Origin of the sequence: Paenimyroides marinum (assembly GCF_900108395.1) — a bacterium.
In the GTDB taxonomy this organism is placed as follows: Bacteria; Bacteroidota; Bacteroidia; order Flavobacteriales; family Flavobacteriaceae; genus Flavobacterium; species Flavobacterium marinum.
In genome coordinates this window covers 29,167-49,626 of record NZ_FNXE01000025.1, presented here as the reverse complement: position 1 = coordinate 49,626, position 20,460 = coordinate 29,167, and the positions used below count along the sequence as shown (strand labels likewise).

Below are 20,460 nucleotides of genomic sequence, written 5' to 3'. Positions count from 1 at the left end.
AAAAAAAATCCCGAAAATTTTCGGGATTTTTGCGTTTTGTGACTTTTTAGACAGCCTCTTTAGAAATATTAAAATTAGCATTCGTTATTTTATATCCCACCAAACACGTGTGTTTATATCATCAGGGCCGCCCATATTGTTCACGGCATCAAGGTAATTCTCGGTATTCTGGCGTTTAACATCTTGTGGATACGGATAACGCACCGGCATTTTTCCATCGTTGAAAAGATCAGGATGTTTTGGCAAATCAGGATATCCTGTTCTGTTGTATTCTAACCATTGTTGGTTATCGGTGAAATACAAAGCAAAATACTTTTGTAACATGATTTGCTCTAAAGTATTGTTATATGCTGTTTTTTCATTGCTGAAATAGTCTGCCGGCATATCAATATTCCAAATAGCCATAGCAGCTTCGGTGCCCTTTTTAAAATGGGTTTCAGCATCTCCGGCAATCAATCCTTTAAAAGCCAGTTCCGCTTTTATAAATTCAATTTCCGCATACGTCATAATGATATTTTTCATTGGAGCCTTGGCTGTATTATCATTCGGAGCGGATGGAGTATAATCAATATTGCTTTCAAACGAGTAACCTGAGTCAATCCCTTTATAACCAATAGGTTCCTTCTGCAAATTGGTTGCCTGTGTTGCCCAAAACGGTAAACGCGGATCGTTCCATTCCAGTAACTGATCTACAAAAAAGGTAGAAAGTCTTTTATCGCCTGCAGCATAATCTTGAATACGTGGCCAAGGTGTGGTATTTGGTGCTATACCGGTATTGATCAAAATGGCATCATCTGCAGATGATTCAAAAACAGGATAGGTTGCCGGATTGTTTAAAATGGTGTTTATTTTTGCTATTGACTCTGCCGATTGTACATCGCTTAAACGCAACAACATACGCAAATGCAATGAATTGGTGAGTTTTTGCCAATTTGCAACAGCTGTAATTCGTTCTCCGTATAATAAATCAGGTGCATAAATCAAGGTTTTAGATGTATCGTACAAACTATTCGCTTGTTCCAGATATTCTAAAACAGCTTTGTAAATTACTTGTTGGCGTTGGAATTTTGGTTTTACAATACCTTCGTCACCTTTTAATGCTTCTTCAAACGGAATGTCGCCAAAAACATCGGTAAGGTTCGCAAAACTCCACGCTTTTAAGGTAAGGGCAATTGCCTGATAATTTACATCGCCTGCTGTAACAGAAGCTTTTTCCATTTCATCAATATTTTTTAACCAGCGGTAATGGTTGTTCCACATGGTTTGTCCAATAGCATCGGTAACCCAGTAACGGTGATACCCCAAGGCATCGTTAGAAGGATAAGGTACAATACCCTGCATAAAATGTGCGGTGCGGTGATGCCACGCCGAATAAGAGTTGTGATTGGTTAACCCATATAAAACAGGATTTAACAACGATGCCGGACTAATGGTTTCTAATCGGTTGGGATCGGTGTTGATTTCTTCAAATTCTGCAGTACAGTTGTATAATGTGGCAGCTGCTATGAATGCTAATATGTTGTGTTTTATTTTTTTCATATATATCTATTTATTTTTTTTATTGGTTATATGGAATCGCATTATCATCATTGGTGTTTGTTTGTAACAAACCGTTTGTCCATGGCGATTTCATGATATTATAAACTTACTTTTAAATTAAAGCCATAAGTTGCAGGCGATGGCAATTGCCCCATTTCAACTCCGGGAACCATATTTGCCCCGTTTAAGGCTGCTGTTTCAGGATCGTAAATTGGGAAATCGCTCCATGTGTAAAGGTTTCTGCCAAATGCGCTTACTGTTAATCCTTTTAATTTATGACGTTCTAAAAACGATTTCGGGAAGCTGTAAGAAATACTGATCTCACGAAGTTTTACCCAGGTGGCATCAAACGTATTGGCTTCTACATTGGCACGGCGGTAATATTCTGAATAATAATCGGGTACTGCTACTTTTTTGGTATTTGGCGAGTAAGAACCATCGGCATTTTGTACCACGCCATCACCAATAATGTAACCGTCTTCTCGGCCAGGTAATGATCCGTTTAAGTGCCCGTGCTCCATCATTTTGTGGTATGATTGCGAATATAATTTTCCGCCAAAAGATCCGTCTAAAGTAACACCTAAGCTCCAGCCTTTATAAGTAAAACTATTCATCCATCCGCCTTTCCAATCGGCATACGCGTTTCCTTGATAGGTTTCTTCTGTTGGGCGAACAGGCAAACCTGTATTGGCATCGTAAATAATTTTGCCTTCTTCGTTACGAACAAATCCGTAACCGTACATATCTCCGGTAGAACCACCTACTTTACCAATAATTGACACGGTACCCGATGTTGCCAATACCTGCTCTTCTCCTCCTTCAATACCCGCTGCCAGTTCTAAGATTTCGTTTTTGTTTTTAGCGTACGTAAAAGTGGTTTTCCACTGAAAATTATTTGTTTTAATGGGCGAAAAATATAACATTGCTTCGATACCGCGGTTTTGAACTTTACCTGCATTAATGTACTGACTTGAATATCCTGTGGCATAATCTAACGGTACACTCAAAATCTGGTTGTCTGATACGGTATTGTAGTAAGCAACATCAAACCCTAAACGATCTCCAAACAAACGGGCATCGATACCAAATTCTGTTGAAGTAGTTTCTTCTGGTTTTAAATCAGCATTAAACAATTGATTATCTGTAATGGCTGATCCCACAAACGGACTGTTGTCGTAATACTTGCTTATAATGTAAGGTTGTGAATCGTTACCTACCTGTGCCCAAGATGCACGCAATTTGGTAAAATCAATCCAAAGAGGCGTTGCCACGGCATCGCTTAAAATAAAACTCAAGTTTGCCGAAGGGTAGAAATAACTATTGTTTCCTTGTGGCAAGGTAGATGACCAGTCATTACGCGCAGTAAGATCCAAGAATAACAAATTACGGTAAGAGAATGATCCTAAAGCATATATACTGTTTACCTTTTTATTTGCATCTGCCGATTCTGTATAAACATTACTGCTGGCGTTTGATAATTTATACACATCAGGCACTGCTAAACCGTTTGCAGAGGCGTCCATACGGCGGTATTTATTGCTCATAATATTTCCTCCGGCAGATAAGCTGTAATTAAAATGATCGGTTTCATTGCCTTTATAAGTCAATAAGAAATCGGTGTTGATTTCCTGAGATTTAATCATTTGACGCTCATAATATCCCGTAGCAAATTTCACTAAATCGTACGGACGTTTTAATTCTCTGAATTCGTTTTGAGAGTTGATTCCCGAGCGCATCATTAATTTTAAATTCTTAGAAAAATCTATGTCTAAACTTAAATTCCCTGTAAAAGTGTCACTGTTGGCACTGTTAATTACCTCGTTTACCAAAGCAAAAGGGTTGTCCAAATACGTACTAAACGGACTATTTAATTGGGTTTTTCCTTCATCTAACCACATTTTTCGATACCAGTCTATATTGTTATTGGCATTGGTAAGAATCATAAAGTATGATATGGTATGGTTGTTATATCCTGTTGAAGGCAGATTACCGCTGCTGCGGTTGTAGTAATTCATTGTAGAATTTAATTTAATGCCTTTAGCTATCTCGTAATCTCCTTTGGTTGATATTGCTACGCGTTCAAACCCCGTATTAGGCATGATCCATTCGTTATCAGAATAAGTTACCGATGCACGCATAGAGCCTTTATCATTACCGGCCGCGAAAGACAAACTGTTGGTTAATGTGGTTCCGGTTCTCCAGAAACCTTTGCGGGCATTGTCGTAATTTTGCCAAAGCGTACGTTGGGTACCCATAGTTCCTGTTGCGGGATCGTACTGATAATAATACTGTCCGTTAAAACGCGGACCAAAACCTAAATTACTTTGAGTGGCCGCACCGTCTTCACTTGCCTGATAAGAATAATACAGTTCGCCATTGGTGTTAAAAACTTTTCCTGTACCCGAACCGTACTGCGTTTGCCAATCGGGCCAGCGTTGAATAACATCAACACTTAGATTTGAATTAAAGGTAATTCCTAATCCTTGATTTTTTTTACCTGATTTTGTGGTAATCATAATCGCTCCGTTAGCAGCACGAGATCCATACAAAGCCGTTGCCCCTGCTCCTTTCAGAACCGTTACCGATTCGATATCTTCCGGATTGATGTCTGACATACCGTTACCAAAATCTACCGGAGAATCTGATGATAAATAACCGTTTCCTTCGCCCGAAGAAGACATTCCGGAATTAATTGGGATACCATCTACCACGATTAATGCTCCGTTTTTGTTAGAATCAACCGAACGGTTTCCACGTAAAACCACTTGTGTAGATCCCATTGGTCCTGAGCTTGACGAAGTAAAACTCATTCCCGGAACTTTTCCTTTCATGTTATCTACCCAGTTGTTCGAACGGGCATCAGTGAAGGTTTCATTTGAAAGTTTTTGTTGTGAATAGCCCAATTGCTTTTCTTCACGGGCAATTCCAAGTGCTGTAATTACAATTTCATCTAATTGTCCTTCTGTATCTTCATGAAGAACAATGTTTAGAAAATTAGCACCAGTAATGGTCTGTGTTACATCGGAATATCCTAAATAAGAAAAAACCAGAGTGGCGTTTTCAGGAACTTCCAATTCAAACACTCCCGATGCGTTTGTTTCTGTACCGTAATCTGCCCCTTTCACATAAACTGTTACTCCTTCTAACGGTTGATTATTTTTATCTACAACCTTTCCTGTAATAATTTTACCTGTTTGTTGTAATGCAATAACATTTTGTGAATGGGTGGGCGATGACCAAATGTACGATGTACTTAATGTTGCCGAGGCAAATAACATCATTTTTAGAAAATGAGCTGCCGTACGCGGATTTTTTTTCATTTCTTCTTTTACTAAAGATTAGTTAAATTTTGTTGATTAAAATGGTTAATGTGTTTGTTTTTTAAGCACAACAAAGTACGTTTGATTTTTTGAAAGCCCCGTATTTGCTGTGGTTAACAAAAATTTATTTAAATGTGTACCAAGTGTTACGAAAAACACAGCACAGCAGATTTTTATTAATAATTTCTTAAATGCAGAAAATTTGAAAAGTTGACCGTGTGCAGTTCTTTTGCAAACAACAAATTTTTATACAACTATGAAAAAATTATTTTGTGCTTCATTTGTTCTTTTAGCTTTAACAAGTATTGCACACGCACAAGAAAAAGTAAAAGGAATTGTTTATGAAGATGTAAACAATAATGGTAAAAAAGACAAAAAAGAAAAAGGACTTGCAAATGTTTTGGTAAGTAACGGAATAGATGTGATACCAACCGATAAAAACGGAAATTACGAATTAGATGTTACCAACGATTCTCCAATATTTGTGATTAAACCATCGGGTTATCAGTTTCATTTAGATAATTACAACCTACCAAAATTCTACTATCTGCATAAACCGCAAGGCTCGCCACAAAGTAAATATCCGGGCGTTCAACCATCTGGTAAATTACCTAAATCATTAAATTTTGCTTTGGTTTCGTCTAAAGAATCTTCTCAGTTTACAGCTTTCACTTTTGGTGACCCGCAAGCTTATACCAAAGAAGAAGTTCAGTATTTCATCACCGGCGTTGTTAACGAAATAGATAAAAGCAAAGCTGTTTTTGGTATCAGTTTAGGTGATTTGGTGGGAGACGATTTATCATTGCATCCGGATTATAAAAATGCCATAAAGCAAATTGGCTTGCCATGGTACAATGTAATGGGAAACCACGATATGAATTACGATGCAAAAACAGACGAACTTTCTGACGAAACCTATGAATCAAATTTTGGTCCGAATAATTTTTCGTTCAATTACGGAAAAGTACACTTCATTATTTTAGACAACATATTGTATCCCGATCCGCGTGATGGCAAAAGTTATTGGGGTGGTTTGCGCGAAGATCAGTTAAAATTTATTGAAAACGATTTAAAGTTTGTACCTAAAGATCATTTAGTAGTACTTTCTTTCCATATTCCGTTAGAAGATAATAACAACGAATGGTTCAGAGCTACTGACCGCGAACGCTTGTTTGAGCTGTTAAAAGAGTTTCCGAATACCTTATCTCTTTCTGCACATACACACATTCAGCAACAAATTTTTTACGGAAAAGACAAAGGTTGGAAACAAGAAAAACCGCATCACGAATACAATGTAGGAACCACATCGGGCGATTGGTATTCTGGCGAAATGAACGAACAGGGAGTGCCTGTTTCAACCATGCGTGACGGTACACCGAAAGGCTATGCACTGATTCACTTTAACGGCAACAAATATGAAGTAGATTACAAAGTAGCAGGAAAACCAGCAACATATCAAATCAATGTATTTGCACCAAAAGAAGTGTTTAAAGCAGAAAAAAGTCGTCATTCATTTTACGCCAACGTATTTATGGGATCGTCTGAAAACGAAGTTTTATACAGCGTGGACGGTGGTGAATGGGAAAAAATGAAATTCGCCAGTGAAGGTGACCCGGCATACGAAAGCACTTTTTATAAATGGGACGTTTCAGAAACAGCCGTAAAAGGCCGCCGACCATCAAAATCCATGTCATCAACGCATTTATGGTCTGCAAAATTACCAACCAGTCTTAATGCAGGCGAACATACCATTAAAGTAAAAGCCACTGACATGTACGGAAAAGTACATTATGGCGAAACAATATTTAAAATAACCGAATAGGTTTTATTCATTTTTACGTGTGTTAAAGCCGGTCTTTAGGGACCGGCTTTATTTTTAAAATTATGCTTACTTCATTGCTTCATAACTTGTTGCTGTTCACAAACTTTATTTTTTATTTTCGATAAAATTAATCAAATTTTAGTTGTATTTTTGCTTGCTTTAAACACAACTATAATTTTTATTAGCAGCAGATGAAAACAAACGCTTTTGCTTTAAGACATATTGGTCCGCGAGCAACCGATTTACAACACATGTTTGATACTGTGGGTGTAAAAGATATGGATCAGTTATTATACGAAACTTTTCCCGACAAAATTCGTTTAGAGAAAGACATCGTTTTAGATCCGGCAATGACAGAATACGAATATTTGGCACACGCAACCGCTTTAGGTGCACAAAACAAAGTATTCAAATCAATGATTGGTTTAGGATATAACGAGGCAATCGTTCCGGCGGTAATCCAACGAAACATTTTTGAAAACCCGGGCTGGTACACTGCTTACACGCCTTATCAGGCTGAAATTGCACAAGGGCGTTTAGAAGCTTTATTAAATTTCCAGACAACGGTTATTGAATTAACAGGAATGGAAATTGCAAATGCTTCTTTGTTAGACGAATCTACCGCAGCTGCCGAAGCTATGGCATTGTTGTTTGATGTCCGTACAAGAGATCAAAAGAAAAATAATGTAAATAAATTCTTCGTTTCTGAAGAAATTCTACCTCAGACTTTATCAGTATTACAAACACGTTCTACGCCAATTGGTGTTGAATTAGTTGTAGGAAACCACGAAACTTTCAATTTCTCTGAAGAATTCTTTGGTGCTATTTTACAATATCCGGGTAAATACGGACAAGTTTTTGATTATGAAACTTTCATTAATCAAGCACACTCAAAAAGTATTACAGTAGCAGTTGCCGCTGACATTTTATCATTAGTGCGTTTAAAATCTCCAGGAGAAATGGGTGCCGATGTGGTAGTAGGAACCACACAACGTTTTGGTATTCCGTTAGGCTTTGGCGGACCACACGCTGGTTTCTTCGCTACAAAAGAAGAATACAAACGTTCTATGCCGGGCCGTATCATTGGGGTTTCTCAGGATGCGAACGGCAACCGTGCTTTGCGTATGGCATTGCAAACACGCGAGCAACACATTAAACGTGAAAAAGCGACTTCGAACATTTGTACCGCACAGGTTTTATTGGCTGTTATGGCAGGTATGTACGCTGTGTATCACGGACCACAAGGTTTACGTCGCATTGCAAACGAAGCACACGCTAAAGCGGTTACTATCGAAACCGAATTAACGAAGTTAGGTTTTGAACAATTAAACGATTCTTATTTCGATACCATTTTAGTAAAAACCGATGCTGCTAAAGTAAAAGCCATTGCCGAAGCTAAAGAATTTAACTTTTATTATGTTGATGCAAATACTGTTTCAATTTCTGTAAACGAAACGATTTCTTTAGCAGATGTTAATTCGGTCATTTCTATTTTTGCTGAAGTTGCAGGAAAATCATTCGAGGCGATTACCGAATTTTCTCAAGAGGCTTTAATTCCGGTTAAATTAGAAAGAACTTCAACATTCTTAGAACACGATGTATTCAATACATATCATTCAGAATCACAATTGATGCGTTACATCAAAAAATTAGAGCGTAAAGACCTTTCTTTAAATCATTCAATGATTTCATTGGGGTCTTGTACCATGAAGTTGAATGCAGCAGCAGAAATGTTGCCTTTAAGCAACCCTAACTGGAACAACATCCACCCTTTTGCTCCGGCAGATCAAACCAAAGGATATTTAACCATGTTGCATAAATTAGAGCAACAATTAAATGTAATTACCGGTTTTGCAGGAACTACGTTACAGCCAAACTCTGGTGCCCAAGGTGAATATGCCGGTTTAATGGTTATTCGCGCATATCATGAATCTCGTGGCGAAGGGCACAGAAACATTGCATTGATTCCTGCTTCGGCTCACGGAACAAACCCTGCATCGGCAGCAATGGCGGGTATGAAAGTGGTTGTTACCAAAACAACAGCAGAAGGAAATATTGATGTGGAAGATTTAAGAGCAAAAGCAGAATTACATAAAGACAATTTATCTTGTGTAATGATTACTTACCCTTCTACTCACGGTGTTTACGAATCATCGATCATTGAAATTACTGATTTGATCCACGCAAACGGCGGACAAGTTTATATGGATGGTGCCAATATGAACGCACAGGTTGGCTTGACAAATCCTGCGAGAATTGGTGCCGATGTTTGTCACTTAAACTTACACAAAACCTTTGCTATTCCTCACGGTGGTGGTGGTCCTGGTGTTGGTCCAATCTGTGTGGCTCAACATTTAGTACCGTTTTTACCAACAAATCCTGTTATTAAAGTGGGTGGCGATAACGCAATCACGGCAATTTCGGCAGCTCCATACGGTTCGGCTTTGGTTTGTTTGATTTCTTACGGATATATCTCTATGTTAGGTGCCGATGGTTTGAAACAATCTACCATGACAGCTATCTTAAATGCGAACTATATGAAAGCGCGTTTAAGCGAAGGTTACGACGTATTGTATTCAGGAGAACGCGGACGTGCGGCTCACGAGATGATTATCGATTGCCGTATGTTTAAAGCAAAAGGTATTGAAGTTACCGATATTGCAAAACGTTTAATGGATTACGGTTTCCACGCACCTACGGTTTCTTTCCCGGTTGCAGGAACATTAATGATTGAACCAACCGAATCGGAAGACGTAGCAGAATTAGATCGTTTTTGTGATGCGATGCTTTCAATTCGTAAAGAAATTGAAGCGGTAACAGCAGAAGATACCAATAACGTATTGAAAAACGCACCGCATACGTTAGCTATGTTAACTGCCGAAACTTGGGAACAACCATATTCTCGTGAAAAAGCAGCGTATCCGTTAGAATATGTAGCAGAAAACAAATTCTGGCCAAGCGTACGCAGAGTTGACGATGCGTATGGCGACAGAAACCTTGTTTGTTCTTGTGCACCTATGGAAGCTTATATGGAAGCTTAATTTTAGTACAATGTATATTGTATAGATGTATATGTAAAAACAGATATTTAATTGATAATATTCTGTGTGTAAAACAAAACTCCCGAATTTCTTCGGGGGTTTTTAGTTTTTTAATCAGGTTCTTCTTAATACCAATCTGCGTGATGGTTTCTATTTCCTAAATAAAATACAAAACCTGCATTTGCTGTTAGAAAAAATCCGGTTTGAGCCTTGTAATCAGCATCAAGAAGGTTACCTCCGTAAGAATAATGCTGCATTAAATTTAACACCGGTGTTACATCTAAATAAAAAGCAACCTGATCGCTTATTTTTACCAAAGGAGTAACTCCAAGCTGTAAATTACCAATTTTCTCATAAACATCACGGTCTTTGGGCTCTAGTAACGAAATTCCTGCACCACCATGCACCAATAATGTAAAACGCTCTTGTAAACTAAAATTAAAATTCAGTGCTTCGCCTAAATTATAAACAGCTTCCAAAGTAATTTTGTGCATTGTTGTCTTGTTCAAATGATTTTCTTTATCCTGAAAATAAAAGTAGCCATACTGTCCCTTCAGTCCAATTTTTTCATTGAACATATACCGCCCCGAAACCTGAAACTGTTTCATAGAAATATAATTGGAAAGGCTTGTCTGATCTTTTGAATCTTTTGGATTGAAAGGAAAATGAGCTCCCCCTCCTAATTCCAACGAAAAATTATTAAATTGTTGTGCTTGTGTACTATTAAATGGCAGAAAAAAAAGGAGTAAAACAATGATAAAACGCATATAATTATTTTTTAATTGAATATTAAGTCTTCAACCAAGAAATACAAGAACCAACCCAGACAATATTAAATGAGCATGGTTTTATTTATAAATAAAACCAGATAAAATAGTTAAACCTACGTTTTATAAAAGATGAGCACATTATTACACAGGTTGTTAAAAAGAAATTACATCTATAGTTGTTGTATTGATTGTTTTGTATGCGTGTGGAAAAATTACTCAAAGGCAACAATTTTAACATATAAAATAAAACCTCCCGAATTTCTTCGGGAGGTGATTTATAATCTATCTGTATCTTTTCGAAAACTGTCTATGAATTCTGTATTTTTTACAAAAGATAAAAAGTTATTATCTGCTTCATCATTTAAAGTTAAAATTTGTATTTCTCCTGAATAATGAATGGAAAAAAGAATATTTTGACTTTCATCTGAAAAATAATGATCACAGAAATAGGCTTCAAACTTTGTTAGCGTAAAAAAGTGAGTTAAAAACTCATTAAAACTTTCTTTCTCAACTTTTACGGCTCCGTTAAACTTTGTCCAAATAGCATTGCTTTTGAAAAACTTAATAGCTTTATTGTAAATAACAGAACTAAACCGTTTAGACATTGGTTTTGAAATCCAAGGTTTATCAATCTGTCCTAAAAATATTAACTCTTTAGTTTCAAAAAAATTCAATAATTTCAATAACTCTTCTATTAAAACGGCATCATTTTCCTCTTTTAACTTTATCCAATAAAAACCTATATAATCCGGACAATAAGAAAAGTAATCATCTAAATCTTCCTCAAATGCTAATAAAGGAAAGTTTCTATATTTTACTAAAACTAAATCTCTATTTATTAACTTAACATTTTTCATTTTAAATAGAAATCAATCTTAAACTCATCAAACAATAATTTTTCTAAACTTTTAAATTTATCATCATTAGAAAAATCTTCTAAAGGGAAATATGTTCTAAAAACAAATTGATTGTACTTTCCGTCTTTTTTAAATTCAACAACATACAAAGAAAAAGGTTCATGATCTAATAAAATATCAAAATTTTCTTGATCGGTATAATCTTCAAGTTTAAGAGTTTCAATCTTTAGCATAAATTCTTTAAAACCACTTTTAGGTGAAACATCATTTTCTTTAAAAAAATACTTCTCCTTTGTTGAAAACAAACTTTTCTTATCTAAAAAACCTATTTCTAATAATTTACCTTGTTTTTTAAACAAAGAATCATCTGATACGGTAATTATCCTATCAACTGAAGTTCCATTATTAATCCATACACGCAATATCCAATCAGCATTATTTTTTTGAACAGGCAGTAAACTTTGTCCGGAATATGCCATATTTCTAAAGGGCATAAAAGCTTCTTTAGATGAAGAACACGATATTAGCAAATAACATATAAATACAAGTAATATCCATTTTCTATACATAATTAAACTACTTCTTACTCTCGTTTAACAAGCGTTTCATAATTGCCCATTGTTTTAGGGTATCGCGGGCTTCTAACGCAGGGTAGCCCAACATGGTTTTACCAGCTTCTACATCACCAGTTACACCAGAACCTGCGCCAATAACGGCACGGTCGCCAATGGTTGTATGGTCTTTAATAGAGGCACTACCACCAATAATTACACCGTTACCTAATTTAACCGATCCTGCCAAACCGCTGTTACCAGCCATAATACAAAACATACCCAATTCGCTGTTGTGACCAATTTGTACTAAGTTGTCTATTTTACAGCCATCGCCAATAATGGTTGAGCTGAATTTACCGCGATCTACACAAGCATTTGCTCCTATTTCGACCTGATTGCCAATAACTACATCACCGATTTGCGGGATTTTTACCAAACCTCTTTCCGGGCAAGGACGGAAACCAAAACCATCGGCTCCAATGGTTGCATTTGGATGAATGATGCACTGATGCCCTATTTTTGAACGTTCACGCACTACTGCTCCAGACCAAATCACGGTTTGTTTACCTATCACACAATCGTCTAATACAGTAACATTCGGATATAAAATAGTTCCGTCGCCAATCTCGGTACGTGGTCCCACATAACATCCGGCACCTATCCTTACCCCGTTTCCTATTTTTGCAGTTACATCAATGATAGCAGTTGTGTGAATATCAACGGAAAATTCGGGCATAGGCAAGGCAAACAGCTCCAAAATCTGCGACATCGCCAAATCCGCATTATCTACCTGAACAAAAGCCCTGTCGGTACCTGGTTCAATAGAAATATCTTTATTTACAACAGCTACACTGGCTTTTGACGTATTCCATAATTTTTCGTATTTTTTATTGCCAATAAAGGAAATATCGGAAACTTTTGCTCTGGTAAGTTCTTCTGTAGCAGTTATATTTTGAGAAGTTGCTCCAATAATGGTTCCCTTCAAAATGTCATTGATTTCAAAAACGGAATACGATTTCATTGATAGTAAAGTTTGATTTTGGGTTCAAATAAACTATAATAACTTTAAAATTCCTATTTTATTTTGAAAAGATTGTAAAAAAATAACATTTCATTTATAAAAACCTCCGAATAAAATTAGTCGTCCAGAAATTTATTCATCAACTAAAAAACGATTTATCGTTAAAGAAACTGCCTCACAAATAAATTTTCCCTTCTACAATAGTAAGTTCTTTTTGTTTTTCTAATTGCTTTATGGTTCTGATTACTGTTTCCACGCGTAAGCCGGTTAAATCGGCTAATTGCTGGCGCGATAATTCAACCATAAACGCTTTGTTAGTCTCGTTTTGCTGTTCTTTAAGGTAATGTAACAATTTAAGCAGACGCTTTTCAGGACTTTGCGATGAAAGTTCAGGTGCCATGATTGATTTATAAAATAAACGACGTGCCAAACTACGGTTAATTTCTATAGATATTTCGGGATCGTTTCTCAGCATTTCATAAAAAAGCGTTTTGGTGATCTGAACCACCACGCCTTTAGTTATGGCAATGGCATTTGCCGGATAACGTTCATTTATAAATAAGGGTGGCTCGCCAAAACTGCGACCTGCAGTAAAAATATCCTGTATGAACTCTTTGCCATCGTCGCTGTAATTATTCATTTTTACTTTTCCTTCAACTACCTGATAATAGTATGAGGGAAATTGTCCGGCTTCAAAAATCATTTCGTTTTTTACTACCTTACGCAACGTGGCACCACAACTTAATAACAAATCTACTTTAATCATAGCTTTAACCTAAGAACTACAAATATAAGACGATTTAAATAAATATTTTTAACGTAAGAACTGGTACGTTATTTAAAATTTTTCAATGAAAAAATCATTTTTTTAACGCCAGGGTATAAACAGTGTACGGAAATATTCTTTTTGAAATAAAAAAACTTAAGAATACCAAAATAATTAAAGGTATCCATAATCCGTAAGAGTTAAACATACCAAAGGTTAAAAACAATGCGGTAAAAGGTGCATGAAGCGTTGCTGCCACTGTTAACCCAACGCCTAAGATTACGAAATTAATTATTTGTGCATCGGAAAAAAAATAGGTTTGTACAATGAATCCTATCAATGCACCCATTATTGCCCCTCCGAAAATACTTGGGGCAAAAACGCCGCCATCACCGCCTAATTTTAAAGAAAAGCCTGTTGCAAATGGTTTTAGAAACAACGCACCTAACAAAAACCAAAATCCAACGGATACAAAGCGATTGTTGTGAATGATGTTTTCTATGGCGTGGTAGCCATCGCCATAAAGCTGTGGCAATACAAACAATAAGCCGCCCAATAGCAAACCGCCGATTAAAATTTGTAGATACGGATTAAAATCAAGGAAATTTTTACTTTTTATCCAGGTAACCATTTTGGTCATATATACGCCATATAAGGCAGCCAACAGGCTTAATATCACAAAAAAAGGTATTACCTGATAATGAATTACCGTATCGTGATTACCTAAATTAAATACCGGGTTAACATTCATTAACAATAGAATCAAAGTTGCAAAACTAACACTAACCAAATGTGTAATCCAGAAAACTTTTGTTCGCTGTTTACCAATGGTTTCGTATGAAAAAAACAGTCCTGCCAATGGACTACAAAATAGTAGTGTAACTCCGCAGGCAATAGCCGAGCCTATAAATTCTTTACGGTATTTTTTAAAAATAGGGTCTTTACGCGATGCCATATCTCCCAATGCCGAAGTAGCTACCACAGTTGAAACCTCGATACCCGTACTACCACCAAAAACCACAGTTAAAAATCCGTTGAAGAAATGCGAAGGTACTTTATATGCCGGTAGTTTTTTATCGTTACGTACTGCTTCTAACACTTCGGATATTCCTTTGTTTTTCTTTTTGTTAAAAACGTACATTCTAAGAAAATGAATAATCATTAATCCGATTACCGGAAAAATGAAAAAAAACAGTTTAAAATTCTGTGCTTTATTATATAATAAATGCTCATATTGTTCTACTAAATTCTTAAACATCAGGGTAATTAATCCTACAATGATTCCTACTAAAGCCGCACAATATACCACACGGCTCCATTTAACCCATAAAAAATTTTTCTTTGTTACCACACTATTGTTCATATACACAAAAAGAGAAGCAGTGCTTCTCTGATTTTTATTAATTACTTTTTTTATTAAATTGACTTTGGTCCGAATTCTTCATAAAAAATATGTTCTTCACTTACTTTATTTTCTGTGAGCTCTTTCACGGCTTTTTCTATGAAAGGTTTTGGTCCGCAAATATAATACTCTGCATTGGATTCAAACTGCCATTTATCAATTTTAGAAAAATCCAGCATACCTTTATATACTCCTTTTTCTGCTAATGTTTCATCAACTACGTCATAAAACTGATGTTGTTTTAGCCTCACATTGGTTTCTGCAATTGAATCAATACTATCTGAAAAGGCACGAACATCGGCATTTCTGCATGCATGAATCCAGACCAGTTCATTTTTATCTGATGTATCTTCTAAATACTCTAACATAGAAAGCAATGGTGTTTGACCTATACCGCCGCTTATAAATACTTTTTTAGAAAATAGATTCTGCAACGTAAAATTTCCTGCCGGTGCACTTAATGACAACACGCTTCCTTCGTGTACTTCATCGTGTAAAAAATTGCTGATCATTCCGTTTACATCTAACTTTTCATTACGTTCGCGTTTTACCGATATTCTCAAGTAGTTTTTATTTGGTGCACACGAAATACTGTATTGTCTGATTTGGGTTAGATTGATACCTGGAAGAAAAACCTTTACGCTAACAAACTGACCGGGAATGAAATTTGGAGCTTCAGAACCGTCTTCTGTTACCAAGTAAAAAGAAGTAATTTCTGTTGATTCCTTCTCTTTGCGTTGTACCACAAAATTCTTCCATCCCACCCATTGTCCAACGGTTTGTTCTTTATCCTGATACATTTTGGCTTCGTGACCGATCATTAGCTGAGCCAATTGACCATAAGCTGCTTTCCACGCATCTAAAACCTCATCGGTAGCCAAATCCTGAAGCACTTCTTTGATAGATGCCAATAAATGCATACCAACAATCTCATATTGTTCCGGCTGAATGTTTAAACTGGTGTGTTTGTGTCCGATTAAATCAACAGCTGGCATTAAAACTGCCGGATTTGAAATATTTTCAGCATAAGCTAAAACCGCCAAAGCCAAAGCTGTTTGCTGTTTGCCCGATTGTTGATTCCCCATATTGAACAGGTTTTTTAATTCGGGATGATGTGTAAACATTCTGTTGTAAAAATGCGTGGTTAGCGCTACTCCGCCCTCACGTAATAAAGGCACAGTACTTAAAATAATTTCTTTTTGTTTATCTGACAACATGTGAGCTTAATTTTATTTTTAGCAAAAATACCATCCTTTTCACTCCTGATTTTATGATTACAATCATAAGAAATCTCTTTTACCTAAAAATTCGCATTTTTATGATAAAATCAAACAAAAAAGACACCTATAAAACAAAACAGAAATAATCCCATAAAAATCAAAATTTGTTGCAAGCAGCAACTTCTTTTAATGAAAAAAATACAGTAATTTAGTTATAAAAAAATGAAATATCTGGGTTTTCTTTTGCTTTTAATAAGCTGTAATTCTTCTAAAGATCATTTTACGGATACTTTAACTTATTCTGATTTTGAGAGAGCACAATATGCAGATTATTATCTGGTGATTCCCCACAAAAGTTTTGTGTATAACGATTTAAAAAATACCATGCTGGCAATCAATGACCAATACCACCTTGAAATTGATACCATGGGCAGATATTTTGATAAAACCAAACAACAAATTGTTTTACCCGAAGAAAATGAAGATGAATTGTACCGTGGGGAATATTTTCCACGCAGATTTGAATCGGAAACTTTAAGCATTGAAAACGCTTATTTTTATACGGAAAACACAATAGAACCTAAGCAATATCCTACCGAAATGATTGTTGTTTCCGGTATGTTCGCCAACAAATCAAAAGCAGACAGTTTAAAAACTGTTTTAAAAGGCACCTATCCAAAAACGTATGTTTTAAAATCAAAGATTTACATTGGTTGTATGCATTGAGGGGGTGAAACTACGTGTTATATAGTTAATTTAATCTAATTTATAAATTAATATCATAATTCCAAAACTTTACCCTTTTCTACATAGAAATTTCAACGTAACTTTAGGCTGCAAATTTTGAATCTATGAGCTTATTATTTCAATCCTTACAATTAAAAAATCATACGTTACAAAACCGTATTGTGGTATCACCCATGTGTCAATATTCTGCCGAAGATGGTTTTGCGAATAACTGGCACCTGGTTCATTTGGGGCAGTTTGCTACTGGAAAAGCAGGTTTAATCATGCAGGAAGCTACAGCTGTTGTTCCTGAAGGGCGTATCACTTACGGCGATTTGGGAATTTGGAAAGATGAACACGTTCCGTTTTTAAAGAACATTGTAGATTTTGTTCATTCACAAGGCAGCTTAATGGGTATTCAACTGGCACATGCCGGCAGAAAGGCATCTACCAACAAACCGTGGATTAACCGCAACCAGTTTTTACCAAACGATGTAAACGGCTGGCAAACCGTTGGTGTATCACCCCTTCCTTTTCGTGAAACCGATCATCCACCGGTAGCTCTTTCTAAAGACGCTATTAAACAGATCATTCAAGATTTTAAAACGGCAGCACAACGTGCGGTTAACGCCGGCTACGATATTATTGAACTGCACGCAGCTCACGGTTATTTAATCCATCAGTTTTTTTCGCCGTTAATTAATAACCGTACCGATGAATACGGCGGTAGTTTTGAAAACCGTATCCGCTTTTTAATTGAAATCATTGAAGAAGTTTCAAAAGTACTTACAACTCAATCATTATGGGTCAGGATTTCTGCAACCGATTGGGCAGAAGGTGGATGGACATGTTACGAAAGTGTAAAGTTGACACAGATTTTAAAAAATATAAACATTGAAGTAATTGATGTATCAACCGGTGGTGCGGTGGCGCATCAGCAAATTCCGGAAAGCGAAAATTATCAGGTTCCGTTTGCAAACAGAATTAAAACCGAAACTGGAATGATTACCGGAGCGGTTGGTTTAATAAACAATGCACAACAGGCAGAAACAATTTTACAAAACAAAGAAGCCGATTTTATATCGGTTGCACGCGGCTTTTTACAAAATCCGCATTTGGTTTATGAATTTGCCAGCCAGTTAAATATTGCCATTGACTGGGCACCGCAATATGAACGTGGAAAAGAGTCTTTTTAAACCAAATCGTTAAACCGCTATTTTATCCCACGCAATAACTCGTACACCTGGCGAATAATGCACTTTCAATGGTTGTTCGTTTAAATCTAAATTACCCAATACATAATTGGTTTCCAGTTCGTATAAGTTTAATTGATTTAACTGCCATGGGAGATGGTGAATATCGTATCGATACAAACTTTTATCCGCATCAACATACAGACAATACCGTTCGGTTAAGAAACCGTCCAAATCGGTTTTATCTGTTATTTCAGAGCCTATTTCGTATTTGGCTGAAAACGAAAATTTCTTTTTAGTAAAGGTTGATTGATAGTAATCTTTATTGTTTCGATACATATCGGCATGTTCATAAGGTAAAACCGACAGTAATTTTGCTACGGCTACCGAAATGATTTTACCGGCTTCAATATTCAAAAAATACACACCGGGAATATCGTCTTTAATGACATAAGTTCGTAGATTGATCTCTTCAAAATTAGATACAGGCGCAAACGGAGGCAAAAATCGTGGTCGGATTTTTTCCATTGTAAATGCTACCAGCGACACATAGGCTTCGTTATTAAACAAGTCTATTTCTAAATTTTCAGGAAGCAGTTCTTGTAAATCAGCTGCGTTAACTTTCCAGTGAAAAAACAGGGCTCGGTTCCATTCCTGATAAAAGCTAAAGGGGATTTTGGGGCAAGTCCAGCTTCTGTGATCGGTCTGCTTTAGAATTTCTTTAATGGATAAACTCATAATCGGGTATCTTATTTATCGTTCAGAAATTCATCAGTAAAATGTCTGCGTTGTTTTCCTGCTGAAAATTTAGCAGCATTATAATCGTTTGATTTATTTCGGGGAATTGATAAAGACTGCCATTTTTCATTTTGAATCATCTTTCCGATAAAAACAATCTGCCCAACGTGATACGGATAGTGTGCCAATTGGCGGTTAATGGCTTCCAGCACCGTATGTCCTTCGTTGCGAATGTAAATAATACGTTCCAAATCGGTTGTTAACAAGCTGTTCAGTGTATTAAACAGGCAATTCCAACCGGCTTCCCATTTTTGTAATACTTCGGTTTTAGTCTTTAAATCGTTCTCAAATTCAGTATCGCGGTTGCGAGTTTCTTTTTCGCCATCAGTCGTGAAAATATCTGTCCAACGTGACAGCATGTTGCCCCACAAATGTTTCACAATAACCGCAATACTGTTACTTTCTTCGTTAAACTGCCAAAAGAAATCGGCTTCTTGCAGCTGGTCAAACGTTTTGTCGCCTAAATGTTTATAATAGGTAAACTGCATTTTTACACTTTCTATAAAATTTAAATCCATATAACTTTTTAAAATAATGATAAATTGTTTTTTTCGGGATAAGGTAAATTCAGATTAAAAACGGTATTCAATTTTTTAATGAAAAAGGTTGCCAGTAAAGGCGATTCTATTTCGATATTTTGATGAATGAAAAAGTATAGTTTTTGCAAGCCGCTTGCACGCCAGTCTTTTAAAACCTCTAACCAATCGTTCAAACGGTCATAATCAGCAGGTGTATTCGCACCTACATATCTTATAAAAGCCGTACTGCTTGTCAGTCGCATGTGAAGCATATCGCGCCTTCCGGCAGTATCAACAATAATATTGGCTGCGTTGTTCTGCTGCAACATATCACAATATTTATCTAAAACCGTTTTATTGGAAAACCATTCATCGTTACGAACCTCAACAGCCAACGGAAATCCTTTTGGAAAATCCTCAACAAAATTCTTTAAACGGTCAAAATCTTTTGGGTTGAAATTTTCATGCATCTGTAAAAAGATCATTCCTAATTTTTCTTCGAAAAAAGCTACCGAATCGGTAAACGTCAATACTTTTTCACGGGTATTTAACAACCTGCTGTAATGACTGATAGATTGCGGAATTTTAGGAAAAAACTTAAAGTCTGCCGGTGTTTTCTTATTCCAAGTACTTACCTGTTCTTTAGACGGGGTGTTGTAATAAGTAGCGTTGAGTTCAATACTATTGAATTGTTGCGAGTAATAAGCCAATTCATCTTTTATGCCTTTTGGGTAAAATCCCTTTAAATCAGTTTTGTTCCATTTGGCACATCCTACAAATACTTCAAAAGTATCGTTTTTTTTATAATTATTTAAAACAGTATATGTTTCAGCAGGTGTTGGTGGTAAGGTAAAATCTACTAACGACGGATTTGCTACTTTTCCGAATTTCATTTTTTGTTTAAATGTAAGAA

General features: G+C 36.2%; 16 protein-coding genes. 4 read left to right on the top strand and 12 right to left on the bottom strand.

The window, feature by feature from the left end; translation table 11 throughout:
- Window positions 1–84 precede the first annotated feature (84 nt).
- On the bottom strand, window positions 85–1,539 hold the full coding sequence (locus BLW20_RS09350) for a SusD/RagB family nutrient-binding outer membrane lipoprotein (RefSeq protein ID WP_091099570.1): 1,455 nt from the start codon (window positions 1,537–1,539) through the stop codon (window positions 85–87).
- Between the two features lie 98 nt (window positions 1,540–1,637).
- Complete coding sequence (locus tag BLW20_RS09345) at window positions 1,638–4,859, bottom strand: SusC/RagA family TonB-linked outer membrane protein (protein WP_091099567.1); 3,222 nt, start codon at window positions 4,857–4,859, stop codon at window positions 1,638–1,640.
- A 256-nt stretch (window positions 4,860–5,115) separates the two neighbouring features.
- Between BLW20_RS09345 and BLW20_RS09340 the strand changes: the two genes are divergently transcribed.
- Both BLW20_RS09340 and gcvP read left to right on the top strand, forming a co-directional pair.
- Window positions 5,116–6,681 carry a calcineurin-like phosphoesterase C-terminal domain-containing protein gene (locus BLW20_RS09340; RefSeq protein ID WP_091099564.1) on the top strand — a complete coding sequence of 522 codons (1,566 nt, stop codon included), beginning with the start codon at window positions 5,116–5,118 and terminating at the stop codon, window positions 6,679–6,681.
- Between the two features lie 191 nt (window positions 6,682–6,872).
- Window positions 6,873–9,722, top strand: coding sequence for an aminomethyl-transferring glycine dehydrogenase (gcvP, locus tag BLW20_RS09335; protein WP_091099561.1), 2,850 nt, complete (start codon window positions 6,873–6,875; stop codon window positions 9,720–9,722).
- A gap of 125 nt (window positions 9,723–9,847) precedes the next feature.
- On the opposite strand, the gene BLW20_RS09330 is transcribed toward gcvP, so the two are convergent.
- From BLW20_RS09330 to hmpA, 7 genes are all read right to left on the bottom strand, one after another.
- Complete coding sequence (locus BLW20_RS09330) at window positions 9,848–10,489, bottom strand: outer membrane beta-barrel protein (protein WP_091099559.1); 642 nt, start codon at window positions 10,487–10,489, stop codon at window positions 9,848–9,850.
- Between the two features lie 278 nt (window positions 10,490–10,767).
- On the bottom strand, window positions 10,768–11,349 hold the full coding sequence (locus tag BLW20_RS09325) for a hypothetical protein (protein ID WP_091099557.1): 582 nt from the start codon (window positions 11,347–11,349) through the stop codon (window positions 10,768–10,770).
- The gene (locus BLW20_RS09320) at window positions 11,346–11,918 is read right to left on the bottom strand and encodes a hypothetical protein (protein ID WP_143037768.1); all 573 of its coding nucleotides are present in this window, start codon (window positions 11,916–11,918) and stop codon (window positions 11,346–11,348) included. The genes BLW20_RS09325 and BLW20_RS09320 overlap by 4 nt, the downstream gene beginning before the upstream one ends.
- Before the next feature lie 7 nt (window positions 11,919–11,925).
- On the bottom strand, window positions 11,926–12,924 hold the full coding sequence (gene lpxD / locus BLW20_RS09315) for a UDP-3-O-(3-hydroxymyristoyl)glucosamine N-acyltransferase (RefSeq protein ID WP_091099551.1): 999 nt from the start codon (window positions 12,922–12,924) through the stop codon (window positions 11,926–11,928).
- 175 nt (window positions 12,925–13,099) lie between these two features.
- Complete coding sequence (locus BLW20_RS09310) at window positions 13,100–13,690, bottom strand: Crp/Fnr family transcriptional regulator (protein WP_091099548.1); 591 nt, start codon at window positions 13,688–13,690, stop codon at window positions 13,100–13,102.
- A 94-nt stretch (window positions 13,691–13,784) separates the two neighbouring features.
- On the bottom strand, window positions 13,785–15,041 hold the full coding sequence (locus tag BLW20_RS09305; RefSeq protein WP_177165065.1) for a chloride channel protein: 1,257 nt from the start codon (window positions 15,039–15,041) through the stop codon (window positions 13,785–13,787).
- 65 nt (window positions 15,042–15,106) lie between these two features.
- Window positions 15,107–16,309, bottom strand: a complete 1,203-nt coding sequence (gene hmpA / locus BLW20_RS09300; protein ID WP_091099546.1) for an NO-inducible flavohemoprotein — start codon at window positions 16,307–16,309, stop codon at window positions 15,107–15,109.
- Between the two features lie 225 nt (window positions 16,310–16,534).
- Here hmpA and BLW20_RS09295 point away from each other — a divergent pair, with 225 nt between their 5' ends.
- Entirely contained in the window at window positions 16,535–17,038 is a 504-nt protein-coding gene (locus BLW20_RS09295) for a hypothetical protein (RefSeq protein ID WP_091099545.1), read from the top strand.
- Between the two features lie 125 nt (window positions 17,039–17,163).
- The gene (locus BLW20_RS09290; RefSeq protein ID WP_091099544.1) at window positions 17,164–18,234 is read left to right on the top strand and encodes an NADH:flavin oxidoreductase/NADH oxidase; all 1,071 of its coding nucleotides are present in this window, start codon (window positions 17,164–17,166) and stop codon (window positions 18,232–18,234) included.
- Between the two features lie 9 nt (window positions 18,235–18,243).
- On the opposite strand, the gene BLW20_RS09285 is transcribed toward BLW20_RS09290, so the two are convergent.
- The 3 genes from BLW20_RS09285 to BLW20_RS09275 are packed head-to-tail and all read right to left on the bottom strand — an operon-like array spanning window position 18,244 to window position 20,440.
- The gene (locus tag BLW20_RS09285; protein ID WP_091099543.1) at window positions 18,244–18,969 is read right to left on the bottom strand and encodes a YqjF family protein; all 726 of its coding nucleotides are present in this window, start codon (window positions 18,967–18,969) and stop codon (window positions 18,244–18,246) included.
- 11 nt (window positions 18,970–18,980) lie between these two features.
- Entirely contained in the window at window positions 18,981–19,547 is a 567-nt protein-coding gene (locus BLW20_RS09280) for a DUF1572 family protein (protein WP_091099535.1), read from the bottom strand.
- 8 nt (window positions 19,548–19,555) lie between these two features.
- Window positions 19,556–20,440 (bottom strand): DUF72 domain-containing protein, encoded by an 885-nt coding sequence (locus tag BLW20_RS09275; RefSeq protein WP_091099534.1) that lies wholly within the window; start codon window positions 20,438–20,440, stop codon window positions 19,556–19,558.
- Between the last annotated feature and the right edge of the window lie 20 nt (window positions 20,441–20,460).